Origin of the sequence: Massilia phyllostachyos (genome assembly GCF_021044825.1) — a bacterium.
GTDB classification, from domain to species: Bacteria; Pseudomonadota; Gammaproteobacteria; order Burkholderiales; family Burkholderiaceae_D; genus Telluria; species Telluria phyllostachyos.
Genome location: NZ_JAJNOC010000012.1, coordinates 1 through 18517, shown reverse-complemented (window position 1 = coordinate 18517; position 18517 = coordinate 1). Strand labels below are relative to the sequence as shown.

The 18517-nt window shown below is 66.6% G+C and carries 19 protein-coding genes; 5 read left to right on the top strand and 14 right to left on the bottom strand.

What is annotated here, in order from left to right; all coding sequences use genetic code 11:
- The first annotated feature begins 2 nt into the window (after positions 1-2).
- The 3 genes from gspE to LQ564_RS23605 are packed head-to-tail and all read left to right on the top strand — an operon-like array spanning position 3 to position 3409.
- A complete protein-coding gene (gene gspE, locus LQ564_RS23615; RefSeq protein WP_231060569.1) occupies positions 3-1424 on the top strand; it encodes a type II secretion system ATPase GspE in 1422 nt (473 codons plus the stop codon).
- 19 nt (positions 1425-1443) lie between these two features.
- On the top strand, positions 1444-2664 hold the full coding sequence (gene gspF / locus LQ564_RS23610; protein ID WP_231060568.1) for a type II secretion system inner membrane protein GspF: 1221 nt from the start codon (positions 1444-1446) through the stop codon (positions 2662-2664).
- Between the two features lie 28 nt (positions 2665-2692).
- Positions 2693-3409 (top strand): hypothetical protein, encoded by a 717-nt coding sequence (locus LQ564_RS23605; RefSeq protein WP_231060567.1) that lies wholly within the window; start codon positions 2693-2695, stop codon positions 3407-3409.
- A 50-nt stretch (positions 3410-3459) separates the two neighbouring features.
- Here the strand turns inward: LQ564_RS23605 and LQ564_RS23600 are convergent, their stop codons facing one another.
- Positions 3460-3873 carry a winged helix-turn-helix transcriptional regulator gene (locus tag LQ564_RS23600; RefSeq protein ID WP_231060566.1) on the bottom strand — a complete coding sequence of 138 codons (414 nt, stop codon included), beginning with the start codon at positions 3871-3873 and terminating at the stop codon, positions 3460-3462.
- A 109-nt stretch (positions 3874-3982) separates the two neighbouring features.
- On the opposite strand from LQ564_RS23600, the gene LQ564_RS23595 reads away from it, so the two are divergent.
- Complete coding sequence (locus tag LQ564_RS23595) at positions 3983-4738, top strand: SDR family oxidoreductase (RefSeq protein WP_231060565.1); 756 nt, start codon at positions 3983-3985, stop codon at positions 4736-4738.
- On the opposite strand, the gene LQ564_RS23590 is transcribed toward LQ564_RS23595, so the two are convergent.
- From LQ564_RS23590 to LQ564_RS23540, 11 genes are all read right to left on the bottom strand, one after another.
- The gene (locus LQ564_RS23590; RefSeq protein ID WP_231060564.1) at positions 4735-5469 is read right to left on the bottom strand and encodes a helix-turn-helix domain-containing protein; all 735 of its coding nucleotides are present in this window, start codon (positions 5467-5469) and stop codon (positions 4735-4737) included. The genes LQ564_RS23595 and LQ564_RS23590 overlap by 4 nt on opposite strands.
- Before the next feature lie 116 nt (positions 5470-5585).
- A complete protein-coding gene (locus LQ564_RS23585; RefSeq protein WP_231060563.1) occupies positions 5586-5786 on the bottom strand; it encodes a hypothetical protein in 201 nt (66 codons plus the stop codon).
- 20 nt (positions 5787-5806) lie between these two features.
- Positions 5807-7141, bottom strand: coding sequence for an ATP-dependent protease ATPase subunit HslU (hslU, locus tag LQ564_RS23580; protein WP_231060683.1), 1335 nt, complete (start codon positions 7139-7141; stop codon positions 5807-5809).
- A gap of 14 nt (positions 7142-7155) precedes the next feature.
- The gene (hslV, locus tag LQ564_RS23575) at positions 7156-7692 is read right to left on the bottom strand and encodes an ATP-dependent protease subunit HslV (protein ID WP_231060562.1); all 537 of its coding nucleotides are present in this window, start codon (positions 7690-7692) and stop codon (positions 7156-7158) included.
- Between the two features lie 106 nt (positions 7693-7798).
- On the bottom strand, positions 7799-9055 hold the full coding sequence (locus LQ564_RS23570; RefSeq protein WP_231060561.1) for an STAS domain-containing protein: 1257 nt from the start codon (positions 9053-9055) through the stop codon (positions 7799-7801).
- A gap of 272 nt (positions 9056-9327) precedes the next feature.
- Positions 9328-9780, bottom strand: coding sequence for an RNA polymerase-binding protein DksA (gene dksA, locus LQ564_RS23565; RefSeq protein WP_231060560.1), 453 nt, complete (start codon positions 9778-9780; stop codon positions 9328-9330).
- 218 nt (positions 9781-9998) lie between these two features.
- Positions 9999-11078: a CobW family GTP-binding protein gene (locus LQ564_RS23560; RefSeq protein WP_231060559.1), complete on the bottom strand. Its 1080-nt coding sequence runs from the start codon at positions 11076-11078 to the stop codon at positions 9999-10001.
- Between the two features lie 134 nt (positions 11079-11212).
- Positions 11213-12154, bottom strand: coding sequence for a tyrosine recombinase XerC (locus LQ564_RS23555; RefSeq protein WP_231060558.1), 942 nt, complete (start codon positions 12152-12154; stop codon positions 11213-11215).
- Positions 12155-12156: 2 nt separating this feature from the next.
- Positions 12157-12822, bottom strand: coding sequence for a DUF484 family protein (locus LQ564_RS23550; protein ID WP_231060557.1), 666 nt, complete (start codon positions 12820-12822; stop codon positions 12157-12159).
- 118 nt (positions 12823-12940) lie between these two features.
- The gene (locus LQ564_RS23545) at positions 12941-14221 is read right to left on the bottom strand and encodes a porin (protein WP_231060556.1); all 1281 of its coding nucleotides are present in this window, start codon (positions 14219-14221) and stop codon (positions 12941-12943) included.
- A 252-nt stretch (positions 14222-14473) separates the two neighbouring features.
- Positions 14474-15523: a porin gene (locus LQ564_RS23540; protein WP_231060555.1), complete on the bottom strand. Its 1050-nt coding sequence runs from the start codon at positions 15521-15523 to the stop codon at positions 14474-14476.
- A gap of 447 nt (positions 15524-15970) precedes the next feature.
- Between LQ564_RS23540 and LQ564_RS23535 the strand changes: the two genes are divergently transcribed.
- The gene (locus tag LQ564_RS23535; RefSeq protein ID WP_231060554.1) at positions 15971-17614 is read left to right on the top strand and encodes a tetratricopeptide repeat protein; all 1644 of its coding nucleotides are present in this window, start codon (positions 15971-15973) and stop codon (positions 17612-17614) included.
- Positions 17615-17629: 15 nt separating this feature from the next.
- Here LQ564_RS23535 and LQ564_RS23530 read toward each other — a convergent pair whose 3' ends face one another.
- Both LQ564_RS23530 and LQ564_RS23525 read right to left on the bottom strand, forming a co-directional pair.
- Positions 17630-18019, bottom strand: a complete 390-nt coding sequence (locus tag LQ564_RS23530) for a hypothetical protein (RefSeq protein WP_231060553.1) — start codon at positions 18017-18019, stop codon at positions 17630-17632.
- A 21-nt stretch (positions 18020-18040) separates the two neighbouring features.
- Positions 18041-18199, bottom strand: coding sequence for a hypothetical protein (locus tag LQ564_RS23525; protein ID WP_231060552.1), 159 nt, complete (start codon positions 18197-18199; stop codon positions 18041-18043).
- Between the last annotated feature and the right edge of the window lie 318 nt (positions 18200-18517).

The window sequence follows — 18517 nt, the reverse complement described above, 5'->3', positions numbered from 1 at the left end:
CCATGAACAATCTCTTGCCTTACGCCTTCGCCCGCGACCACGTCGTGCTGGCGCGCGGCGGTGACGAGACGGGGCAGCCGATCGAAGTGCTGGTCTCCAGCGCCACGGCGCCGGCCGCCATCGCGGAAGTGTCGCGCCGCTTCGGCCGCATCGTGCTGCGCCGCCTCGACCGCGGCGAGCTCGACGACGCGATCGCCAAGGCCTACGCCGGCGCCGGCGGCGACGCCTCGCAGGTGGTGGACGAGTTCGACGCCGACCTCGACCTCACCAAGCTGCTGCAGGACGTGCCGGCCATCGAAGACCTGCTGGAATCCTCGGACGATGCGCCGGTCATCCGCATGATCAATGCGCTGCTGACGCAATCGCTGCGCGAAGGCGCCTCCGACATCCACATCGAACCGTTCGAGCAGACGTCCGTGGTGCGCTTCCGCGTCGACGGCGCGCTGCGCGACATCGTGCGTCCAAAAAAGGCGATCCACGCCTCGCTGATCTCGCGTATCAAGATCATGTCGCAGCTCGACATCGCGGAAAAGCGCCTGCCGCAGGACGGCCGCATCACCCTGCGCGTGGGCGGCAAACCCGTCGACGTGCGCGTCTCCACTTTGCCCACCGGCCACGGCGAACGCGCCGTGCTGCGTCTGCTGGACAAGGAAGCGGGGCGCCTCGACCTGTCCCACCTGGGCATGGCGCCCGACATGCTGCCCCAGTTCGACCGCCTGATCAACCAGCCGCACGGCATCGTGCTGGTGACGGGCCCGACCGGTTCCGGCAAGACGACCACGCTATACGCGGCGCTGTCGCGCCTGAACGCCTCGACCACCAACATCATGACGGTGGAAGACCCGATCGAATACGACCTGAACGGCGTCGGCCAGACCCAGGTCAATGCCCGCATCGACATGACCTTCGCCAAGGCCCTGCGCGCAATCCTGCGGCAAGACCCGGACGTGATCATGATCGGCGAGATCCGCGACCTGGAAACGGCGCAGATCGCGGTCCAGGCCTCGCTCACCGGCCACCTGGTGCTGGCGACCCTGCACACGAATGATGCGGCCTCGGCCGTGACCCGCCTGCTCGACATGGGCATCGAACCCTTCCTGCTGTCGTCCTCGCTGCTGGGCGTGATGGCCCAGCGCCTGGTGCGCAAACTGTGCGTCTACTGCAAGGTCAGCGACGCCAGTGGCTGGCATGCGGTCGGCTGCGAACGCTGCGGCCACACCGGCTACCACGGCCGGGTCGGCGTCTACGAGTTGCTGGAGACCACCGAGGAAATCCGCGCCCAGATCCACAACCAGTCCTCCGAGGCGGAAATCCGCGAGACCGCGCAGAAGACCGGCATGAAGACCATGCGCGAGGATGGCGAGCGCTGGCTGCTTGATGGCACCACGACGCGCGCGGAACTCGTACGCGTCACCAAGGACTAAGGCAGGATAAGGACACAGGATGCCGGCATTTCGCTATGAAGCCGTCGACGCGGGCGGCGCCACCAAGAAGGGTGTGGTCAACGCCGACAGCCCGCGCTCGGCGCGCGCCGACCTGCGCACGCAGGGCCTGACGCCGCTGTCGGTCGAACAGATCGCGGCCCAGGTGGACGCGTCCGGCGCGACCCGTTCGCGCGGCCTGGGCGAGCGCCTGTCGCAGGTCGAACTGGCCCTGTTCACGCGCCAGCTGGCCAGCCTGCTGGAAGCGGGGCTGCCGCTGGAGCAAGCCTTCACCGCCCTGCTGGAGCAGGCCGAGCGCCCCTATGTGCGCGACCTGATCGCCTCGATCCGCTCGGAAGTGATGGGCGGCGTGTCGTTTTCCACCGCGCTGTCGCACCACCCGCGCGACTTCGCCGAGATCTACCGCGCACTCGTCTCCTCGGGCGAGCAGATCGGCCAGCTGTCGCGCGTGCTGTCGCGCCTGGCCGACTACATCGAACGCCGCAACGCCCTGGTGCAGAAGGTGCGCCTGGCCTTCACCTACCCGGCGATCGTCACCGTGGTGGCCTTCGCCATCGTGATTTTCCTGCTCACCTACGTGGTGCCGCAGATCGTCTCGGTGTTCGCCAACACCAAGCAGAAGCTGCCTTTCCTCACCGTCATGATGCTGGCGATCTCGGATTTCGTCCGCGCCTACGGCATCTACATGGCGATCCTGATCGTCGGCGCCTTCTGGCTGTGGCGGCGCGCGCTGCGCAACCCGGACCTCAAGCGCCGCTGGCACACCTGGCTGCTGAACGCCCCGGTGTACGGCAAGTTCGAGCGCAGCCTGAACACGGCGCGCTTCGCCAGCACCCTGGCCATCACCACCGGCTCCGGCGTGCCCATCCTGCGCGCGCTCGACACCAGCCGCGACACCCTGTCGAACGTCGCCATGCGCGAACTGGTCGAACAGGCCACCGCCAGCGTGCGCGAAGGCGTGAGCCTGGCGCGCGCCCTGTCGGCGCAAAAGCACTTCCCGCCGATGCTGGTGCACATGATCCGCGCCGGCGAAATCACCGGCGAGCTGCCCTCGATGCTCGAGCGCGCGGCCAGTTCCCAGCAGGCCGACCTCGAACGCCGCACCTTGACCATCGCCGGCCTGCTCGAGCCGGTGCTGATCCTGGCCATGGGCCTGGTGGTGCTCTTGATCGTGCTGGCGGTGCTGATGCCGATCATCGAGATCAACCAGCTGGTGCGCTAAGCGACAAGAAAACGGAAAACAATAAAACATGAACAAGCGCTTGCCCCTTCTCCTCACCGTGCTGGCCCTGGTCCTGCTGGCGGCCTCGATCGCCTACTGGTTCCTGCAGCTGTACCGGCCCGAGCAGCGCCCGCTGGCGCCGGCGCCCGTCGTGGTGCAGGCCGAGCCCAGCATGGACGCGGCCGCGACCCTGTTCGGCGGCCAGCCGGCGGCGGTGGCGATCTCGAACTACCAGCTGACCGGGGTGGTCGCGGCCGGCCCGAACAGCGCCGTGATCCTGGTGGCCGACGGTTCGCCGCCCAAGGCGGTGCGCATCGGCCGCGAGATCGTGCCGGGCGTGACCGTGGCCGAGGTGCATCCGCGCTATGTGATGCTGTCCGAGGGCGGCGTGATGAAGCGGGTCGACCTGGCGCCCGACACCGGCCCGTCGCAGAACGGCGGCGTGCCGCAGGCGCCGAACATCCCGCAGCCGGTGGCGGCCGAGCCGGCGCCCGGCGTGGAACCGCAGACGGCGCCGGGTGCGGTGGCCGCCCCGCCCGGCATGCAGCAGGCCGTGCCGGTCCAGGGAGTTCCATTGCAGGGCGTGCCGGGACAGGCGCAGACGGTGCCCGAGCCGCAGATGGATCCGGGCGCGCTTGACCAGTCCGGACCGCCGCCCGACCAGCCGGCGCCGCCGCCGAACCAGGTGCAGATGCCGCCGCCGACCCGCAACGTCAACACGGGCCAGCCGGCGCCGGTGCAGTAAGCTTGATCAGAAGGCCGCAGCGATGCGGCCTTCCGTCTTTCAGGACGCCCTCAGCCCTCGCGCTGTGCGCGCCGCGAACGCAGCGCAGGCGCGTGCTGCTCCGCCCACAGCCACAAGCTGCAGAACGCCGCGCACAGGCTGCTGCCCATCTCCGTCAATTGATATTCCACGCGCGGCGGCACTTCCGGATACACGGTGCGCAGCACCATGCCGTCCGCTTCCAGCTGGCGCAGCGTTTTCGTCAGCATCCTCTGGCTGATCGTGCCGACCAGTTCGCCGACCCGCGTAAAACGCAGCACGCCGTGCTGGTGCAGCACTTCCAGCACGCACATCGTCCACTTGTCCGCGACACGGTCGAGCATGTCCAGCACCAGGCCATCCAGTTCAGGATCGGGCTTCTTCACCGCGCCGCCTTCCTGAACCGGCTCGAATACCACGGTTCGTTTTCCCTCCTTGTTCGCCATTCCATCCATTCCTTACCGATTGGTGCGTACGGCACAAAAAAGTGCCTACTTCCCGTTTGAGAGTACTGACGCTAGGCTAGCACGGTTCCCAATCACTTCAGGAGAAAACATGCGCACCAGCGGACAGACCATGCTCATCACGGGCGGCGGTTCGGGCATCGGCCGCGCCCTGGCCGAGGCTTTCCAACGGCGCGGAAACCAGGTCATCGTCGCTGGCCGCCGCCAGGCCGCCCTCGACGAGGTCGCCAGGGCCAATCCGGGTATCGCCACGGCGGTGCTGGACGTCACGAGCGCCCAGGACATCGACCGCTTCACGCAACAGCTCGCCAATGATTTTCCGAAGCTCGATGTCCTGATCAACAATGCCGGCATCATGGGGGCGGAAGACTGGAGCGCGCAGGCACCCGACACCGCGGTCGCACAGGCGACCATCGCCACCAATCTGCTCGCCCCGATCTTGCTCACCGCCGGCCTGCTGCCCCTGCTGCGCCGCCAGGCCTGCTCGACCGTCGTCAACGTCTCGTCCGGCCTCGCCTTCCTGCCGCGGGCCGACACCCCGACCTACAGCGCCACCAAGGCCGCCATCCATTCGTTCAGCGAATCCCTGCGCCACCAGCTGCAGGGCACGGGTGTCGACGTCGTCGAAATCGCACCGCCCTATGTGCAGACGGAACTGATGAGCGCGCAGCAGGCGGTGGACCCGCGCGCCATGCCGCTGGCCGAGTTCATCGACGAGGTGATGCACATCCTGGAGGCGCAGCCGGATGCGAAGGAGGTGCTGGTGCAGCGCGTTCACCGCCAGCGCTTCATCGCAGAGGGCGGACAGGCCGCTTACCGCGAACTGTTCGAGCAGATCAACGGCTAGCCTCGCCGCAAGGCCGTGAAAGCCGAGAATTCCCAGGAGCGGAAACCCAGCAGCAAGGTATAGCCGTCACGTTCGTCGGGCGGCAGGCGGCGGTCGTTGCGGTGCAGGCGGGCCAGCTCGCCGGCCAGCTGCTCGATCTTCTGGCCCAGCTCCTGGGCGCTGGCGCCGGACAGGCGCGCGGGCAGGCACATCAGGGCGTCGCCGGGCCGGTTGAAGCCGCCCGCGAAATAATCGGCCACCACGTGCTCGCGGAAGAAACGCTGCACCGGCCCGTCCGGCAGCCAGCGGAAGGCGTTCGAGACGCGCAGGCTGTAGCGGTTCAGGGGTTTGAGTTCGATCAGGCCCAGGCGGTCGAGCTCGGCCAGCAGGGTGATGCATTCGGCTTCGGTCAGGCGATAGGTCTCGATCACCCCTTCCAGCGACCAGTGCCCGAGGCAGCAGATCGCCATCAGCAACAGGCGCGGATTGGCCACCAGCGAGGTTTCCTGCGGCAGGGTGAGGGCGTCGGCCTGGGGCCGCGCATCGGCGGCGCGGCGCAGCACGTCTTCCATCGCGATGCCGGTCGCCTGGCAGATCTGCGCCAGGCGCGACAGCGCCATGTCCTTCTGCCCGAACATGCGCTTGACGCTCGATTCGCTCACCCCGATGCGCTCGGCCAGGCCCTTGTAGGTGATGCCGGTGGCGCGCAATTCGGCGCGCAGGACGTCGAGGACCTGTTCGGGGGAGCTCATGGTTTTCCTGTGTTGGTAATCTCGACTGACTGTACCTGTGAACGGTGCGCTGAGCAATAAAAAAGGCGGACACGCTCACGCGGCCCGCCAAGGGGATCTTCAGGAAAAACGCCGGCTTACTCGTCGTCCGCGACCAGCTTCGCCTTCTTCAGCATGCGCTTGGCCTCCTGCCGCTCGCTCGAGAGCGGCTTGGCGTGGGGCCCGGCGGACCGGGCCTTGGCCAGCGCCGCGATCGGGTTGCGCGGCTTGCCGAATTGCTGGGACGGCTCCACGCGCAGCCGCATCTTCTGCCGCGTCGCCAGTGCCTTGTTCGCCATGCGCTTCTCCCTTTGAAAAATTACAGCACGTACCTGGACAAGTCCTCGTTGACCGACAGCGCATCCAGCCGCCCGTTGACGTAGGCCGCGTCGATGGTCACCACCTGCTCGCCCGCGGCGCCGGCCGTGAACGAGATTTCCTCGAGCAGCTTTTCCATCACCGTGTACAAGCGGCGCGCGCCGATATTCTCGGTGCGCTCGTTGACCGAGAAGGCGATCTCGGCCAGGCGATGGATGCCCTCATCCGTGAAGTCGACCTTCACGCCCTCGGTCGAGAGCAGGGCCTCGTACTGCTTGGTGAGGCTGGCGTCGGTCGAGGTCAGGATGCTCTTGAAGTCCTCGATCGACAGCGATTCGAGTTCGACGCGGATCGGGAAGCGGCCCTGCAGTTCCGGAATCAGGTCCGAAGGTTTGGATAAGTGGAACGCGCCCGAGGCGATGAACAGGATGTGGTCGGTCTTGATCATGCCGTACTTGGTGTTCACCGTGGTCCCCTCGACCAGCGGCAGCAGGTCGCGCTGCACGCCGGCGCGCGAGACGTCGGCGCCGCCGTGTTCGGAACGGGTGGCGATCTTGTCGATCTCGTCCAGGAACACGATGCCGTTCTGCTCGACGTTGGCGATCGCCTTCTGCTTCAGCTCATCCTCGTTGACGAGCTTGGCAGCCTCTTCGTCCACCAGCAGCTTCATCGCTTCCTTGATCTTCATCTTGCGCGGCTTCTTGCGCGCATTGCCGACGCCGGCGAACATCGACTTGATCTGCTCGGTCATTTCTTCCATGCCCGGCGGCGCCATGATTTCCATTTGCGGTGCCTGCTCGGCCACGTCGATCTCGATCTCGCGGTCGTCGAGCGAGCCTTCGCGCAGGCGCTTGCGGAAGGTCTGGCGGGTGGCGTCCCCGTCCTTGCTGTCGGCGCCGCTGGTGTTGAAGCCGAAGTCGCGCGCCGGCGGCACCAGGATGTCGATCACGCGGTCTTCGGCCGCATCCTCGGCGCGCTGGCGCACCTTCTTCTGCTCGCTCAGGCGGGTCTGCTTGACGCCGATGTCGATCAGGTCGCGGATGATGGTGTCGACGTCGCGGCCGACGTAGCCGACCTCGGTGAACTTGGTCGCTTCGATCTTGATGAAGGGCGCGTCGGCCAGCTTGGCCAGGCGGCGCGCGATCTCGGTCTTGCCGACGCCGGTCGGGCCGATCATGAGGATGTTCTTCGGGGTGATCTCGTGGCGCAGCGGTTCGGCGACCTGCTGGCGGCGCCAGCGGTTGCGCAGCGCGATCGCGACCGCGCGCTTGGCCTTGCCCTGGCCGACCACGTGCTTGTCCAGCTCCGAGACGATCTCGGGCGGGGTCATGTTCATGATGGGGGACGCGTTCATTCCAGGGTCTCGATGATGTGGTTCAGGTTGGTGTAGATGCACAGCTCACCCGCGATGGTCAGTGCCTTTTTCACGACCTCGGCGGGTGACATGTCGGTGTTCTCGTACAGCGCCTTGGCGGCTGACTGGGCGTACACGCCGCCCGAGCCGATGGCGCCGAGACCGTCGGTCGGCTCGAGCACGTCACCGTTACCGGTGATGATCAGGGTCGATTCGCGGTCCGCGACCAGCAGCATGGCTTCCAGCTTGCTCAGCATGCGGTCGGTGCGCCAGTCCTTGGCCAGTTCGACCGAGGCGCGCATCAGATTGCCCTGGTGTTTTTCCAGCTTGGCTTCGAAGCGGTCGAGCAGGGTGAAGGCGTCAGCGGTGGCGCCGGCGAATCCGCACAGGACCTTGCCCTGGTAGAGTTTACGCACCTTGCGCGCCGAGCCCTTCATGACGACGTTGCCCAGCGTGACCTGGCCATCGCCGCCCAGCGCGACTTGCGCGCCGCGTCTTACGCTGACGATGGTGGTGCCGTGAAATTGTTCCATATTAAGCCTCGTGGTTGTCTAGCCACCCGCAGATGGGGCGCGTGCTCGTAATTGCAAGATGAGCTGAAGCTTAATTGCCGTTTGCAAAAACGGCCGCGGCGATCGGTCAGTAACGGTGCGGATACAGCCGGATGCCGTCGCCGTAACCGAGCAGGCGCAGCAGCGCCGCGACCAGATGGTTCAGCTCGCGCAATTCGACCGCGCGGCCCGCCTCCACGTGGGCGCTCAGGCGCGACTGCAGGGCGGTGGCGCAGGCAAAGTCCATGCGCGCCAGGCGCGAACAATCGAGCACCAGCAGCTCGCGTCCCTCGGCATAGGCGTCGACCGCGTCCAGCAGCGGGTCGTTGGCCCCGCCCGCCACCGGCGGCAGCAGGAAGCGGTCGCCGCCGGCGCGCGATGCCGGGGCCGGCGCCGCGGTGCTGACCCTTTTTGGCGTCTCGAAAGAGGGCGGCGAGACTTCGAAGGTGACGCAGTAATCCATCGCCGACTCCTCGAAATCCTTTTCGCGGTTCGACAGCAGCAGCAGTTCGAGCAGCAGCAGCCAGGGCGCTTCGCCGGCGCCGCGGTCGCCCACCGCCAGCATGGGACGCAGCACGCCGAGCAGGGTGTCGGCGCCGGCCAGCACCAGCTCGCGCCCTTCCTTGCGCAAGGCCTGCAGGGCGGACAGCAGCGCCGCGCAGCCTTCCGGCGTGGCGCTGCGCAGCGCGCCGAGGTCGATGCGCACCAGCGGGGCCGGCGAGGCCAGCAGGCGCTGCAGGCGCGCCCCGGCTGCGCTGTCGAGCACGGCGCCGAAGGCTTCGCTGGCGGCGACGGCGGCGACCGGCGCCGGGGCCGCGGTCGGCATGAGCAGCGGCTGCCAGGCCGGCGGCGAGGTTTCGAAGTGGCTGGCGTAGTCGATCGCGAGGCTGTCGAAATCGGTTTCGCGGCCGGTGGCCTGGTAGAGGTCGAACAGCATCCACCAGGGCAGGCGCTCGGCGCGGCCGAAGTCCGCCAGGCTGTCGCGCAGCAGGCTTTCGGCGGCCGCCGCCTGGCCATTGGCGTAGAGGATGGCGCTTTCCTCGACCGCCGGTGCGCTGGCGGGTGGCACCGGCGCCTCGAGCGGCTCCTCGGCGTCGAGCGGGTTCATGACGGGGGCGTTGGCGGCGGCGGGTCGGCGCGCGCTGCCCCAGGCCGGTTCGTCGTCGAAGATGTCGGACGCCATGGCCAGTTCGATCTCGTCGATCTTGGCGGCGGTGGCGCGCGCGATCGCGCGCTGGCGTTCGCGCTCGGCCTCGCTGTCGAGGCGCGAGGGCTCGCCGGCGCGCAGGCGCGTGTCCGGCACGACGAGGACGTCGTCGGCCGGCGCATCGCTCTTTCTCTTCAAAAAGGAGAACAGCCCCATGGTCGGAAATAGTGGATGAAGGAGTCCGCAACGTGCAGAACGGTAGCATGGCTGCGCCGGACGCGTCCTGCGCGCACGCCTTGGCCGTGCGTAGGCATGCACCGCGCGCATGCCCTCCAGTGTATCCGATGGGAAACAAAAAGGCAGGCCCGTTCTTTATGTGGAAACACGTACTTTAAGAAAAAGCTAAGGGGAAACAAAAAAGGCATGCGTCTTGCGGCGCATGCCTTTCCTGCCGGGGCCGACTGACCCGATCAGTCGCCGTACAGCTTCTGCTTCAGTTCGCGGCGCTGCTGCGCTTCCAGCGACAGGGTCGCGGTCGGGCGCGCGATCAGGCGCGGCACGCCGATCGGCTCGCCGGTCTCGTCGCAGTAGCCGTATTCGTTGGCGTCGATGGCGGCGATCGACTGCTGGACTTTCTTGAGCAGCTTGCGCTCGCGGTCGCGGGTGCGCAGTTCCAGCGCGTGTTCTTCTTCGATGGTCGCACGGTCGGCCGGATCCGGCACCAGCACGGTTTCGCGCAAGTGCTCGGTGGTTTCACCGGCGTTCTTCAGCAGTTCCTTTTCCAGTTCCTGCAGGCGGTTGCGGAAGAATGCCAGCTGGGCCGGATTCATGTAGTCGTCGTCGCTCATCGCCCGAATTTCTTCTTCCGTCAGAAGGCGTTCTTCGAGCTGCGCGGCGGTATTCGGTTTCGTTGTTTTAGTCATGATGCCTTCGATACGACAGAGGTTTTTCATTTTAGCAGCTAACTCAGCAATAACACCTTTGCAACGAGTGCGAGAGCTGCTGCCCGGACGGCGACCGCCGTCCTTCACTGCCTTCCCCACGGGAGTGGGGTTGCCCGGATGCGGCCGCTGCCGCCTTCCCGCCAACACCGTGGCGGGTCGTCAGACAGGCCCGGGCCTGCCTGCAAAACTGATGTAGTTTATACCAAACACTGTTCGAGTCCGGCGATAAATACGTCTTTTGGTAAATTTTTACCAATAAATACCATTTTACTGCCGCGAACTTCGTTCTCGCCCCACTTTGCGCCCAGGTCGCTGCCCATGATTTGATGCACCCCCTGGAACACCACCTTGCGGTCGGCCCCGTCCATCGCCAGCACACCCTTGTAGCGCAGCATCTGCGGGCCGAAGACCTGCACCATGCTGCCCAGGAACTGGTCGAGGCGCGCCGGATCGAAGGCGCGCTCGCTCTTGAACACGAAGGCGGCGATGTCGTCGGTGTGGTGGCTGTGGTGGTGATCGTGATGCTTGCAGGCTTCGCCATGGGCATGGTCGTGGCCACAGTGTTCGCCGTGCTCATGAGCGTGACCGTGTTCATGGTCGTGATCGTGGTCGTGCTCCTCGGCGCGCAGGAAGTCCGGATCGATTTCCAGCTTGTCATTCAGGTTGAAGCCGCGCAGGTCGAGCACGTCGGAGATCGGCGCGCGGCCGAAGTCGCTCGTGGCGATCGGGGCGCGCGGGTTGATGCGGTGCAGGCGCGTCTTCAGGGCGTCGACCGCGGCGGCGTCGACCAGGTCGGTCTTCGAGAGCAGGATCTTGTCGGCGAAGCCCACCTGGCGCTGGGCTTCCTCGTGCGTGTCCAGCTGCATCATGGCGTGGCGCGCATCGACCACGGTCACCACCGCGTCGAGCATGTAGTTGGCGCCCACTTCCTCGTCCACGAAGAAGGTCTGGGCCACCGGGCCCGGGTTGGCCAGGCCCGTGGTTTCGATCACCACGCGGTCGAACGCGATCTCGCCGGCGGCGCGCTTCTGCGCCAGGTTGTTCAGCGCCACGATCAGGTCGCCGCGCACGGTGCAGCAGATGCAGCCGTTGTTCATCTCGACGATCTGCTCGCCGGTATCGCGCACCAGGATCTCGTTGTCGATGTTTTCCTGGCCGAATTCGTTCTCGATGACGGCGATGCGCAGGCCGTGCTCCTCGTGCAGGATGCGGTTGAGGAGGGTGGTCTTGCCTGCGCCGAGGAAGCCGGTCAGGATGGTGCTCGGGATGGGTTCCATATTCGCTGTGCGTCCGGTTGGGCCCGCGCCGGGGCCGAGAATCGGGGGATTATGCCGGAATTCTTGCAACACCACCATCAACCGTGCAGTGTCTTGACGCAGCTCACACCAGCGTCGCGGCTTTGTTCCACCAATTACTTGGATTTGGCGCGCGGATGGGCCTTGTCGTAGACCGCCGCCAGGTGCTGGAAGTCGAGCGCCGTATACACCTGGGTCGAGGTGATGCTGGCGTGGCCGAGCAGTTCCTGCACCGCGCGCAGGTCGCCCGAGGATTGCAGCACGTGCGAGGCGAAGGAGTGGCGCAGCACGTGCGGATGCACGTGCACCGGCGTGCCGGCGCGCAGGGCGTGGGCCTTCAGGCGCGTCTGCACCACGCGCGGCGTGACGCGCACGCCGCGCGCCGACAGGAACAGGGCAGGGCTGCCGTCGCGCGCGGCGGGGCGCACCGCCAGCCAGGCCGCCAGGGCCGCGCGCGCAGGGGCGCCGACGGGGACGCGGCGCATCTTGCCGCCCTTGCCGGTGACCACGACTTCGCCGGCCGGCGCGTCGTACCAGCCGAGCGAGGCGGACGCGCCTTGTCCGCCTTCGGTATAGACCATGTCCAGGCCGGTGAGTTCCGAGACCCGCAAGCCGCTCGAATACAGCAGCTCGAACATGGCGCGGTCGCACAGCTCGGCCGGTTCCGGATGGCCGTGACGGTTCGCTTCCATCAATTGCACCGCGTCGTCGACCGACAGGGCTTTGGGCAGCGTCTTGGGCCGGCGCGGGGCGCGCACGCCGTCGACCGGGTTCGCGGCCAGGTCTAGCCGGCGCGACAGCCATTCGTAGAAGCCGCGCCAGCCGGACAGCTTGCGCGCGATCGAACGCGGCGACTGGCCGCCGGCGTGCAGTTTGGCGGCGAAGCGGCGGATGTCGTGGTGGGAAATACGCGGCCAGTCGGCATGGCCGGCGAGCTGGGCCAGCTCCAGCAGGTCGCGGCGGTAGGCGGCGACCGTGTGCGGCGACAGCTGGCGCTGGGTGGCCAGCTCGCCCAGGTAGCGCGCCGGCAAGTCGTCCTCAGCCGCCGAGCCCGCCATCGTCAGGCGCGCAGCGGGGCCAGCGCGGTGCTGGCGGTGGCGGCGATGTGGACCAGGAAATCGGTCGCCATGGTCGCGGTGAAGCGGTCGTCGTTGGGCGCGCCCAGCACCAGCAGGCCGAAGGTCTTGCCCTCGCATACCAGCGGCATCAGGACGGTCGAGCGCACCGAGGCCGGATCGTCGAGCCAGCGCACCGCTTCGAAGTCGTTGTTCAGCCCGCAGTAAGGCGCGCGCAGGCTGGCGGCGAACAGGCGCGCATCGCTCGAGACGCCACCCGTGAACCAGGCGCCGTCGTGCTCCGGGGCCAGGTTCCACAGGCGCAGGGTGACTTGCGGGACCATGAATTCGGTGCGCAGCGCATCGGCCAGGTCGCGCGCCATCGCGGCGCCGCCTTTGGACGCCAGCAGCGCCTGGTTCCAGGCGTGGAAGCGGTTGGCGATCGCGTGGTTTTCCTCGGCGCGGCGGGTCAGGTCGGCCAGGCGCAGCTCGAGCACGCGGTACTTGTCGCGCATGACTTCCATCTGGCGCTCCTGCAGCGACACGGCGCGGCCGGTCAGCGGGCTCGACAGCCTGACTTCGCCCAGCAGGCCGGCGTGCTCTTCGAAGAACTGCGGGTGGTCGATCAGGTATTGGGCGACGGCGTTGGCGTCGAGTACGTCAGTGGTCATGAATGCTCGGAAGGGGATTGAAGGAACGACGAAGTCACATTTTAACCGACGGCAGGTTCGCTCTGGACATAAAAAAAGACGCCCCGCGGGGCGTCTCGTGAGGCAGGCGCTGCCTGAATCAGAAGCGGTGGCGGATGCCGATCTGCAGCGCGCGGCCGTCTTCGCCCGGCGCCTTGGTGAAGCCGCCCGGGTTGCCCGAGGTGCCCGGCGAGTACTGTGCCAGGCCATCGTTCTTGATGAAGGACACGACGGTGTACAGGTCGGTGCGCTTCGACAGGAAGTGGTCGTAACCCAGCGCGTACAGGTCGGCGTCGCTGTTGGTCTCGGTACGGTCGTTCTGGTGCGCGTACTGGGCCATGATGCGGCCGCTGCCCAGCTTGTAGTGGGCGCCGACCTGGTAGCTGTTGGCGTCCTGCTGGGTGTTGCGGCGGATCGCGGTCAGGAAGATGTTGCGCAGTGCGGCGCGGTTGGCCGCCGGCACGCCCTGGGCAGTCAGGGCCGGGACCACGCCGGCATCCCAGCCATTGGTGTAGTCGGCGATCAGCACCGAGTTCGAGTTACGCTGGCTGTGGAAGCCGGCGAACAATTTCCAGGTGTCGTTCAGGGTATAGGAGCCGCCCACGGTGGTGGTGCGCAGGCTCGGACGGTTCAGCTGGTCGTAGCCGTGGTTGTAGCCGATGCCGATGTCGAAGCCGTTCGCGGTGTAGGTGACGGCGCCGGCGCGGAACTTGTTGTAGCGGCCCAGGTAGCCCGAACCTTTCGGGCCGTACATGACCGACGCGCCAATGCCGCTCGGCAGGGCGATACGGTACTGGATCGCTTCCTGCGAGCGGATGTCGGCGCCCAGCGCGGTGAAGCCGGCGGTGCCGCCGGTCACGTGGCCCCAGGTGCCGCCGGTGCCCGACTCGAAGGTGTCGGCCTTGTTGAAGACTTCATAGCCCGGGGTGTACATGCGGCCCAGCAGCACGGCGCCGACCGGGGTGATCAGGCCGACCATCGCGGTGCGGTCGAACAGCGCGCGTTCCTGGTTGACGGCCGGGCCGCCCGGCGGCTGGATCAGGTTTTGCAGGCTCGACAGGATCGCCGGCGGGATGCCGTTCATGCCGCGCAGCAGGTAGGTGCCCGGATTGTCGTTCATCAGGGTCGGCTGCTGGGTGCCGGTGTCGAGTTCGACGCGGGCTTCCAGGTTGAAGATCGCCTTGTAGCCGTTGCCGAGGTCTTCGGTGCCCTTGAAACCGATACGCGAGCCGTCGGCGCCGCCGCTGTAGATCTTGGTCGGGCCGCCCTTCTGCCACATCACGCCGGCGTCGGCGATACCGTAGATCTGCACGCTGGTCTGCGCGAAGGCCGAGGTTGCGAAACAGGTGCCGAGCAGCGCGGCCAGGATACTCTTCTTCATTGCGTCTCCATGTTATTTTGCGAACGAGCGTTTTGTTACCCGTCTTGGCAATATGCCATTGCTACTGCGCACTGTACAGACCCTAAACAGGGGTGATGCGGTGCTCATGCTTGGCGTTGCTGAAATACTACACAACAGCAGCAAAAACGCTGTGAACGGCGCCCGAAACAAAGGGCGGACATGGTTTCCCATGTCCGCCCCATCTTGCTCGGTCCAACAGGCCGTGCGGCCCGTCTTCACCCCTTGTTCAGCTTAGAACGAGTGGTTCACGCCCACATCGTAGTGGTTGACGGTGGTCGGCTGGGTGGTCAGGCCCTTCTTGCGCGACGCGTCGACGTACAGGTAGGTGCGCTTCGACAGGCTGTACTCGTAGCCTAGCGACAGCTGCTTGACCTTCTCCAGGCCGTCCTGGTCCTTCTGGCCGTAACCGGCCAGGAACTTGCCCGGGCCCATGGTGTAGTTCGCGCCCAGCACCCATGCCTTGGTGTTCTGGTTGAACAGGCGGTTTTCTTCCTGGTCCTGCTTCGAGTACAGGGCCATCAGCTTCAGTTCCGGGGTGGCCGCGACCGATGCGCCGATCGACCAGACCTTCGATTCGATGGCGTTACGCTCGTAGGCGCCCATGACCGCCAGCGGACCGTTGTTGTAGGTGCCGGTGATCGAGAACGGGTTGGCCGACGCTTCGGCGCCCAGCGGGAACTGCGGGTTGGCCGCGGTGCCGCGGCCGATGACTGCCGGGCCGCCGCCGTTTTCCTTGGTGGCGATCGCCGCGTTCAGCTGGAAGCCGCTGGTGACCGGCGAGTTGTACCAGACCGCGTTCGAGAAGCGGTTGCTCGAGTAGCCGGCGGTGTCCAGCGGCTGCGAGTTGTAGCCTGCGACGGCGATGTCGGTCCAGAAGCCGGCCGGGCTCGGCGAAGCGTGGAACGGCTCGAAGGCGCCGACGGTTTCGTGGAACGGAGTCAGGCCGCGGCCGATGCGGACGATACCGAAGTCGCCCTGCAGGCCGACGCGGCTCTGGCCCTGGAACAGCGGACGCTGGGTGCCGTTGCCGCCGATTTCATTGGTGCCGGTGTCCGGCTCGTAACGCATTTCCAGCTGGAACAGCGCCTTGAGGCCGTTGCCCAGTTCTTCGGTGCCCTTGAAACCCAGGGTGTTCGAGGCGCGCTTGCCGATGTTCAGCGACTGGCCGCTGCGCTTGATCAGGCCGGCATCGATGGTGCCGTAGACTTGAACCGAGGTTTGTGCATGGGCCACGCCGGCGAATGCGCCCAGCAGTGCGACGGCCATGAGGGAGTGTTTCATTGTTCGTATTCCTTTTCTTAAATATATCGCGTCATCCTTGGCGTTGAGGCTCGTGTGCTGAACGCCCGGATAAGCTGCACCTTAAATGCTTGAGTCGTCAAGATTGTCGGTTTTGTCAATTATGAAGGGGTGAGTTGGTCAAAAGCCACATTATCCAATCGTGCTGTTGTATTTTTGAAACGCGTGTCAAAAACATGTAACAAATTGCTTCAGCGTTACAGCCGAGTTCGTCAACACAGCGGTTTGCGCCGCCTCAAGGAAGTCCGGGATAGCAAGAGAAGCGCGGGGAAGCGAGGCTTAGACTCAGCGTCACATTGCGAGCGTGTCGGCGGCCAATATTGATTTCTTGTATATTGGCAACTTTGGGCTTGGCTGTCCTGCACTGCCCGGTCGCCAGCAAGGCCCTTCGAACCGCCGCCGCGTACCGAACCCACACCATGACGAACGATGGCTAACCGCGAAGAACTGGCGATCATCCGCAACGCCCGCGCCGGACAGGCTGCGGCCCAGCTCGCGCTGGGCAAGCTCTACCTGTTCGGCAGCGCCGGCCTGCCGCAAAGCCTGCCCACCGCCCTGTACTGGCTGGAGAGGGCCGCGCGCCAGGAGTGCCAGCAAGCCTGGCAGCTCATCGGCGACCATATTCCTCTGGAACTGGCACAGGGCAGCGCCCCGGCGCTCGCCTCCTGGTACGAGCGCGCCTACGACGACGGCAGCGTGCACGCCGGCCTGGTCTATGCCCAGCTGGTGCTGGATCCCGCCGGCCCCGGGCCGGGAGCGCAGCACGCCAAGGCCCAGCGCGCCCTCGAAGACGCGGCGCGCGCCGGCTTTCCCGCCGCCCAATGGCTGCTGGCGCGCCGCCGCGAGCTGAGCGCAACGCCCGCGCCGGCGCGCGCAGCCCGCCCTGAATCCGCTGCGCCCGCCACTTCGTCCACCTTGTCCGCCTCGTCCACCGCCGGCGCGCCGGCCGCGAGCCAGGCCTGGCTGCGCCGCGCCGCCGACAACGGCGTTGCCGAAGCCCAGGCCGCCGTGCTCGAGCAGGCCTGGGAAACCGGCCACTGGGAAGACTACCTGGTGCGCGCCCTGCCGCTGGCGCGCGCGCTGGTGGCGGCCGCCTCCAGCCGCGGCCAGCTGCAGCGCCTGGCCCCCAGCGACATCACCCTGCTGTCGCGGGTCGCGCGCTTGCTCGACGCCCGTCATGGCCCGGCCCCGGCACCAGGCGAACCCCTATGCTTCTGGGAACTCGCCGCCGCCGAGCACGACCGCCACGCCCAGCTCGCCATGGGCCTGCGCTGCGCGCGCATGGGCATCGACGGCCGCCGCATTGCCGGCGGCGGTGGCGGGGCCGCCAATTTCAAGAAGGCGATCCGCTGGCTGACGCTGGCAGGCGAGCAAGGCTTGCCGGAAGCCTGGTACGCGCTGTCGCGCATCTATATCAAGCCGGAATTCTCCCAGCGCAACGTGGCCGACGCCCAGCGCTACCTGGAACGCGCCGCCGAGATGGGCTACGCCGACGCCCAGCTCGAATGCGGCAACAACGCCTGGCGCGCGCGCCGCGAAAACGAGAACAACGACGTGCGCGCGGCCTACTGGCTGCAAAAAGCGGCCGCCCAGGGTTCCGGCGCCGCCGCCGCGCTGCTGCGCAAGATCGCGCCGCGCCTGTCCACGCCGCCCTACCTGGAAACCGGCATCCTGTTCGCCAGCTACCAGGCCGTCCAGCGCAACCGCCCGCGCGACGCCGCTCCGGCCCACCCGCTGCTCGCGGCGCGCCTCGAACTGGCCGCTCTGTTCAACCTGTCGCGCGCCGAGGCGCTGCTGCTGGACGTGCCGGTCGCCGACCAGGGCCACTGCCTGGTGATCGACATCCGCGCCAGCTACGGGCGCAGCAAGCGGCGCCTGGTGCTGGTCGAAACGGCGCAGGAACGCATCGCGCTGGACCGCATCGGACGGCTGTTCGAGCAGATCGATTGCGGGCCGTCGGGGCCGGAAGGGAATTACCGGCAGCGACTCTACCGCTTGCGCACCTTGTTGGGCGCGTCGGTCAAGATTGATGAGGAGGGGGAGGCGGGAACCGAGATCGGCCTGGCGGCTTAGCGTCCGGTGCCGCGCTTATTCCGGCCGCCATGCTCCAGGGATCGGGGCCGAGCATCTTGCGCTCGAATCGATGCCTGTCTCGATGATCGTCAGGATGTTCTGGACAGTCATGTCGAGCTCATCCTGGTTGCAGAAGTATTCAGCGAGCTGGCCGGTGACCGTATATGAGGAACAGTTGAACCCGTCCTCGATATCGTTGAACCAGATCGCCCGGTTTCCGATGATGGCGACCACCCAGAAGCCGCCGCCGGTGCTGCCATAGGTCTTTTCTTCCCACTTCACCGGTGAAATCCTGATCGCTTCCCATAGGCGGAAGAGCTGAGGGCTCATCCGGCCTTCGGCGTGCAGGATCCTGTCCCATAGGGCAGCTTCGGTGATCGGCTGCCAGTCCAACGCATCGTCCATCTACGCCCCTCGTTCAGCCAGTCAATGCTGGTCTGGCGATGCCGGGTCGTCGATGCCGGCCCAGGCGAGGGCGTCGGCGCGTTCGCCGAACGAGCGGTACTCGATGATTTTCCCGTCACGGAACACGAAGCCATCGGCAAAGCGTCCCCCGGTCCATTCGGCCGCGTCGTGTAAGCGCACCCATGCGTAGAGGTAAACGACGGCTTTGTCGTCCTTGACGAAGATGCCCTCGGGATCGCAGCTGCCCTCGGCCCACGAGCCGCGTCCGACCCTGACGTGTTCGCATACTTCCGGGATGCCGCGGTAGGTGCCCGCGGTGGGAAAGCCGTTCTCTCAAACTTATGCAAAGCAGCTCGATACTACTTAAAGCTCGCCTTACCGTTGAGTTCCTGCTTCACAGGGGCCGGTTTCACCCTGCGCTCGCGCGCAAGGCCAGCGCCTTCCCCTCCACAGGCCGACACGGTGGAACTCACCGCCATGTTTCTCAAATTGATTGCT